This window comes from Massilia sp. Root335, assembly GCF_001425685.1.
GTDB lineage: Bacteria > Pseudomonadota > Gammaproteobacteria > Burkholderiales > Burkholderiaceae_D > Telluria > Telluria luteola.
Window position 1 is genome coordinate 105,057 of record NZ_LMCY01000032.1, and the last position, 7,057, is coordinate 112,113.

At 63.8% G+C, this 7,057-nt stretch carries 4 protein-coding genes; all 4 read right to left on the reverse strand.

The genetic code is table 11. The features are described from left to right. Positions 1–1,088: 1,088 nt before the first annotated feature. Positions 1,089–3,155 carry a M13 family metallopeptidase gene (locus ASC93_RS17850; protein ID WP_056445162.1) on the reverse strand — a complete coding sequence of 689 codons (2,067 nt, stop codon included), beginning with the start codon at positions 3,153–3,155 and terminating at the stop codon, positions 1,089–1,091. Between the two features lie 100 nt (positions 3,156–3,255). Continuing rightward, the gene (locus ASC93_RS17855; RefSeq protein WP_056445165.1) at positions 3,256–5,253 is read right to left on the reverse strand and encodes a M13 family metallopeptidase; all 1,998 of its coding nucleotides are present in this window, start codon (positions 5,251–5,253) and stop codon (positions 3,256–3,258) included. 388 nt (positions 5,254–5,641) lie between these two features. Beyond that, positions 5,642–6,235 carry a Spy/CpxP family protein refolding chaperone gene (locus ASC93_RS17860; protein ID WP_056445168.1) on the reverse strand — a complete coding sequence of 198 codons (594 nt, stop codon included), beginning with the start codon at positions 6,233–6,235 and terminating at the stop codon, positions 5,642–5,644. Positions 6,236–6,492: 257 nt separating this feature from the next. Next, the coding region (locus tag ASC93_RS32215; RefSeq protein WP_229412774.1) for a bifunctional UDP-4-keto-pentose/UDP-xylose synthase at positions 6,493–7,057 on the reverse strand (565 nt) is incomplete at its 5' end.

Below are 7,057 nucleotides of genomic sequence, written 5' to 3' on the forward strand. Positions count from 1 at the left end.
AAACACGAACATGATCGCGTACAGCCGCTTCTCGAGCCTGAAGGCGGGCGAAACCGGCAGCACCGCCGCCGGCAAGCCGTCGTTCGAGATCGACCTGCCGAACGCCGGTACGTCCTATGTGATCGGCAACGTCATCGAGCAGCCGGCATCGAACTCGAATTCGACCATGCTGGCCTACGGCGAAGAAGGCGCGACCAACATCGGCAGCAACCTGTACGTCGTCAACAACACGTTCCTGAACGATATGGGCAGCGGCGGCACGTTCCTGTTCGTCAGCGGCAAGGTCCCGACCGCGGCCCTGGCCCAGAACAACATCTTCGCCGGCGTCGGCACGTTCAGCACCCAGGCGACGACGATCGACAAGACCAACTACCGTTCGGCGTCGCCGAGCTTCGCGAACCGCGCCGCTTACGATCTGCATCCGACCGGCAGCGCGCTGGTGATCGATGCCGGTTCCGCGCCGGGCGTGTCCGCCACGGGCGTGTCGCTGGCACCGGTCGCGCAATACAAGGCCGTCGCCAACGGTGAAGCACGTCCGGTGATGAGCCAGATCGACATCGGCGCGTACGAAGCGACCACCGCGGCCACGACCGGCACCGCGACGTCCTGGACGGCCTGCGCGAACGAAGGCGGCGCCTGCACGTTCAGCGGCACCCGCGAAGTCCGCTTCGGCGCCAACGGTGTCTACACGTCGAAAACGGTCACGGCATCGACCCCGTGCACGACCGCCGTGTTCGGCGATCCGATCCACGGCGTCGTCAAGAGCTGCAGCTACGCCGGCACGACCACGACGACCGTGGCCCCAGTTGCGGCCGCGCCGACCTTTACGGCATGCGCCAGCGAAAACGGCACCTGCTCGTTCAGCGGCAAGCGTGAAGTCCGCTACGGCACCGCCACGATCTACACCTCGAAGGTCGTGACCGGTCCGGTCAAGTGCACCAACGCCGTATTCGGCGATCCGGCGCACGGCCAGGTGAAGTCCTGCTCCTACTCGAGCGTGACGCAGTAATCGTCCCGCATGAAAAAAAGGCCGCGAATTCGCGGCCTTTTTTGTTTGCGGTGTCCCGTCCTGAAATACGGTCAGCCGCTTACCAGATGATCACGCGATCCTGTGGCGCCAGATACATCTTGTCGCCCTGCTTGACCTTGAAGGCGTCGTAGAAGCCCGGCTGGTTGCGCAGCGTGCCGTTGGCGCGGAACTGGCCCGGCGAGTGCGGGTCGACCTTCACCTGGACGATCTGCTGCTGCTCGCGCATCTTCGTGCGCCACACCTGCGCCCAGCCCATGTACAGGCGCTGTTCGCCGGAGAGGCCGTCGATCACCGGCGCCTTCTTGCCCTTCAACGAGATCTTGTAGGCCTTGAAGGCGATGGCGAGACCCGAGTTGTCGGCGATGTTCTCGCCCAGCGTCAGTTCGCCGTTCACGTGGTAGCCCTTGATCGGTTCGAACTGGTTGTACTGGTTGACCAGCATCTGCGTCTTGGCCTTGAAGTTCTTGTGGTCGGACTCGGTCCACCAGTCGCGCAGGTTGCCGTCGCCGTCGTACTGGGCGCCCTGGTCGTCGAAGCCGTGGCTGATCTCGTGGCCGATCACGGCGCCGATGCCGCCGTAGTTGACCGCGTCATCCGCGTTGGCGTCGAAGAACGGCGGCTGCAGGATCGCGGCCGGGAACACGATCTCGTTCATCTCCGGGTTGTAGTAGGCGTTGATGGTCTGCGGCGTCATGCCCCACTCGTCGCGGTCGATCGGCTTGCCCAGCTTGTTCAGCTCGCGGTTGTATTCGACTTCGTGCGAACGCATCACGTTGCCCACCAGGTCGTCACGCGACACCATCAGGGCCGAGTAATCCTTCCACTTGTTCGGGTAGCCGATCTTGGGCATGAACTTGGCCAGCTTGGCCTGCGCTTCCTTCTTGGTGGCCGGCGACATCCAGTCCAGCTTGTCGATGCTCTGCTTGTACGCGGCCAGCAGGTTCTTGACCAGCGCTTCCATCCGCGCCTTGCGCGCCGGCGGGAAGTATTCGGCGACGTACAGCTTGCCCAGCGACTCGCCCTGCGAACGCTCGATCGCGCCCACGCCACGCTTCCAGCGCGGTTCCATCTCCTTCACGCCCGACAGGGTCTTGCCGTAGAAGTCGAAGCGCTCGTCGACGAAGGCCTTGTTCAGGTAGTTCGCGTAGCCATCGACGAGGTGCATGGTCAGATACGCCTTCCACGTATCCAGCGGCGTCTTGTTCGAGATCTCGGCGAAGCCCTTCAGGTAGGTCGGCTGGCTGACGATCACATACGTCGTCTTGCCGGCGATGCCGGTGGCCTGCAGGTAGCTGTTCCAGTCGTAGTCCGGGGCCATCTTGGCCATGTCGGCCAGCGCCACCTTGTTGTAGGCCTTGATCGGATCGCGCAGTTCGACCTTGGTCCACTGCGCCTTGGCCAGTTCCGTCTCGAAGTCGACGATGGCCTTCGCGTTGGCGGCGGCGTTCTTGTCGCCGGCCATGGCCAGGACCTTCTCGACGTGGGTCAGGTACTTGGCCTTGGCGTCGGCCAGCTTGGCATCGTCGGTCTTCAGGTAGTAGTCGCGGTCGGGCATGCCCAGGCCGCTCTGCGAGATGTCGGCGACGTACTTCGTCGAATCCTTGTTGTCCTGGTGGATGCCGAAGTCGTACGGCACGTTCACGCCGATCTTGCCCAGGTGCGCCAGCAGCGCGGGCAGCTCGGACTTGTCCTTCAGCGCGGCGATTTTCGCCAGCTCGCCGTTCAGTGGGGTGATGCCCAGCTGCTCCAGCTTCGCTTCGTCCATGAAGCTGGCGTAGTAATCGCCGATGCGCTGGGCGTCGGTGCCCTTGGCCGGGTTGCCCGCGGCGGATTTCTCGATGATGCCGCGCAGCTGCGGCAGCGTGTCGTCGCGCAGCTTGGCGAACGAGCCCCAGCTCGACTTGTCGGCCGGGATCTCGACCGTCTTCATCCACTTGCCGTTCAGGTAATCGTAGAAATCGTCCTGCGGACGCACCGCCGGATCGATGTATTCGGTGGCGACACCGGCGGCCAGCGTCTGGCCCTTCTTGACGGCCGTGTTCTTCGCAGCGGCGCCTTCCGCCGCATGGCCGGCGTTGGCAAACAGCGCCAGGGTCAGGGCGCTCAACAAATAGTGCTTCTTCATCTCTTCATCTCCCTCGGGTTGTTATGGGTGGGATGGGGGGCCGGCGGGGATACCGCCGTCCCGGATTATCGCTGATGGCGATGCTTTTGTTACTGAATCGTTACCAGATCGTGACGCGCTGCTCCGGCGGCAGGTACATCTTGTCGCCTTCCTTCACGCCGAACGCCTCGTAGAACGCGGCCTGGTTGCGCAGCGTGCCGTTCGCGCGCAACCGGCCCGGCGAATGCGGATCGGTCTTGACCTGCACGATCTGCTGGGCCTCGCGCATCTTCGAGCGCCAGACCTGGCCGAAGCCCATGAAGAAGCGCTGGTCGCCGGTGAAGCCGTCGATGACGGGCGCCGGCTGGCCGTGCAGCGAGATCCGGTAAGCCTTATAGGCGATCGTCAGGCCGGAATTGTCGCCGATGTTCTCGCCCAGCGTGAGGGCGCCGTTGACGTGATAGCCCGGGATCGGCTCGAACGCGTCGTACTGCTTGACCAGCATGTCGGTCCTGGCCTTGAAGCGCGCCCGGTCCTCGGCCGTCCACCAGTCGCGCAGGTTGCCGTCGCCGTCGGACTGGCTGCCCTTGTCGTCGAAACCGTGGCCGATTTCGTGGCCGATCACGGCGCCGATCGCGCCGTAGTTCGCAGCGTCGTCTGCCTTCGCGTCGAAGAACGGCGGCTGCAGGATCGCGGCCGGGAACACGATCTCGTTCATGCGCGAGTTGTAGTAGGCGTTCACCGTCTGCGGCGTCATGCCCCACTCTTCGCGGTCGATCGGCTTGCCCAGCTTGTCGACGTTGCGGTTGTACGCGAAGACCGCGGCCCGTTCGACGTTGCCGACCAGGTCGTCCCGCTTGACCGCCAGGCGCGCATAGTCGCGCCACTTGTTCGGGTAGCCGATCTTGGGCGTGAACTTCGCCAGCTTGGCCTGCGCTTCCTTCTTCGTCTCCGGCCCCATCCAGTCGAGGTGGTCGATCGATTCGCGGTAGGCGGCCAGCACGTTCTTGACCAGCTCCTCCATGCGCGCCTTGCGCTCGGGCGGGAAGTACCTGGCCACGTATTCGCGGCCCAGCGCTTCTCCCATCGCGCCTTCGACGACGGACACGCCGATCTTCCAGCGCGGACGGTTGACGTCCACGCCCGTCAGCGTCCTGCCGTAGAAGTCGAAGTCCTCGTCGACGAACGCCTTCGACAGGTACGGCGCGTATTCGCGCAGCAGCTGCCATTCGAAGTAGGCCTTGACGGTCTCGAGGTCCGTGTTCGCGAGGAGCTGATCCAGGCCTTGCAGATAGCCCGGCTGGCCGACGATCACGTAATCGACCTTGTTGCCCACGCCGGCGGCGCCCAGCGCCGTCTTCCAGTCGTAGCCCGGCGTCAGCGCGGTGAGCTGGGCCACGTCCATCTTGTTGTAATTCCGGTTCGGGTCGCGCAGTTCGACCTTCGTCCACTGCGCCTTCGCCAGTCCGGTCTCGAACGCCACGATGGCCTCGGCCTTCGCTTCCGCATCCTTGTCGCCGGCCAGCTGCAGGATCTTCGCGACGTGCGTCCGATACGTCGCCTTGGTGGCGGCCAGTTTGGCGTCGTCGGCCTTCAGGTAGTAGTCGCGGTCCGGCATGCCGAGGCCGCCCTGGCGGATGTAGACGGCATATCGGGTGGATGCTTTCGCGTCCTGCGACACGCCGATGCCGTACGGGGTCGCGACGCCGATCTTCGACAAGTGCGCGATCAGGCCCGGCACGCCCTTCTTGTCCTTCAGCGTGCGGATGCGGGCAAGCTCGCCCGCCAGCGGCTTGTAGCCCAGCGTCTCCAGCTTGTTCTCGTCCATGAAGCTCGTGTACAGGTCCGCGATCTTCTGCGCGTCGGTGCCGGCCTTCTTGTGCGGATCCTTCTGGTCGGCCTCGATGATGCCGAGGAGTTGCGGCTGCGTGTCCTCGCGCAGCTTCATGAAGGCGCCCCAGCTCGCGCGATCCGCGGGGATCTCGGTCGTCTTGAGCCACTTGCCGTTCAGGTAAGTGAAGAAATCGTCCTGCACGCGTACGCTCGGGTCGATGTATTGCGTGTCGATGCCGGAACGGTCGGTCGACGCGGCCGCCGCGGATGCGCAGGCGGCCAGCATGGACAGGGTCAGGGTACTCAAAAGGGATCGTTTCACGGAAGTCCTTGGTCGGGCGGGAACAGGGCGGCTTGTGGCCATCGGCGAATGTAACACAGCCCGGTTTGCCAAATCCGGGCCGGTTGGGCATCTGCTACATCTTCATGTCGCGGCGTGCAAGGAAGTCGGTGACGGGGGGAAGTTTCCGGCCGGACCCGGCCGATGCATGTCCCGCCGTGCCCGGCAAAGCCAGGCAGGCGGTCGGGATCGGTGTACTCATGACTATCGTTGTGATCGGTTTCGGCAGCAGCGGCTGCTGCATTGCTGCCTAGATAAAACCAATTCTAGCGGGGAAGGATAGCCAAAATACAGATCGGTGAGGAATTTTACTTAACGATACATGGTATGCATGTTAGCCGCCGAGATTGATCGACGCGCCGCCGGGACCGCCCATGCCGCCCATGCCGCCTCCCATGCCGCCACCCATGCCGCCGCGGCCGTGGCCGCCCGGACGTCCGCCGCTGCGCTCGCCGCCACGCTCGCCGCCGCGCTCGCCGCCCGGATGGCCGTCCGGCACGACGCGCATCAATTGTTCGCCGACGAAGGTCACCACTTGCGCGCGTTGCTTGTCGTCGAGCGCGTCGTTCACTTCCAGCCAGGCTTCGCGCAATTGCTTGTCCTCGGCATTCGTCGCCGCCGCTTCCGCCTCGACGGCCCGGTTCAGGTCGCGCAACTCGACGTCCGGTTTGGCCAGCAGCGTCCTGGCCTGCTCCTGCAAGGCCTCGCGGCGGCGCTGGCGCTCGCGCAGGATGGAACGCGAACGCCCTTCCATCTGATTCCACAGCGTCTGCTGGTTCGGCGTCAGGTTCAGGGATTTCTTGACGTCGGTGGACATGAACAGCAAGTCGTCGACGCGCATGTCCATCAGGGGCACGGCGAACGAAGGGGCGGCGCTGCCGATGGCAAGCGCGAACAGACAGGCGCGGGCAAACCGAGGCGTAATCATCAAGCACTCCAGGCATAAAAAAGCCCACGGTGGGGACCGTGGGCGAAGACCACTTCAAGAGTGGAGAGAGAGAAAAACTGATAAGGACTATATGCCCGTCTCCCCACCCTGTCCGGGCACTTTACAAATACTTACCTGCCGTTTGGCGCGGGATACAAGGATTTACAGGAACCTCCAATTCGTATGTACGCGCCTTGGCGCATGCCAATAAAAAAGGCTGCCGAAGCAGCCTTTTCAGGATCGATACGGGTCCGGGATCAGGTATTGAGCTGTTCCGCGTCGCCCAGCTTGTCCTTGTACGAATCGAAGATCTTGACGAGCGCGTCGCGCATCGTGACCTGCGGCTTCCAGCCCAGTTCGGAGACCGTGTTTTCGATCTTCGGCACGCGGTTCTGCACGTCCTGGTAGCCGACGCCGTAGTACGCACCCGAGCTCGTCTCGACCAGTTTCACCCGCTTGGCCGTGTCGCGGTATTCCGGATACTCGGCGGCCAGGTCCAGCATCATGCCGGCCAGTTCGCGGATCGAGTAGTTATTCGTCGGGTTGCCGACGTTGAAGATCTTGCCGGTGGCCTTGCCGTCCTTGTTCTCGATGATGCGCATCAGCGCGTCGATGCCGTCGTCGACGTACGTGAACGAACGCTTCTGCTGGCCGCCGTCGACCAGCTGGATCGGTTCGCCGCGCACGATGTGGCCCAGGAACTGGGTCAGCACGCGCGAAGAACCTTCCTTCGGCGTGTGGATCGAATCCAGGCCGGCGCCGATCCAGTTGAACGGACGGAACAGCGTGAAGTTCAGGCCTTCCATGCCGTAGCCCCAGATC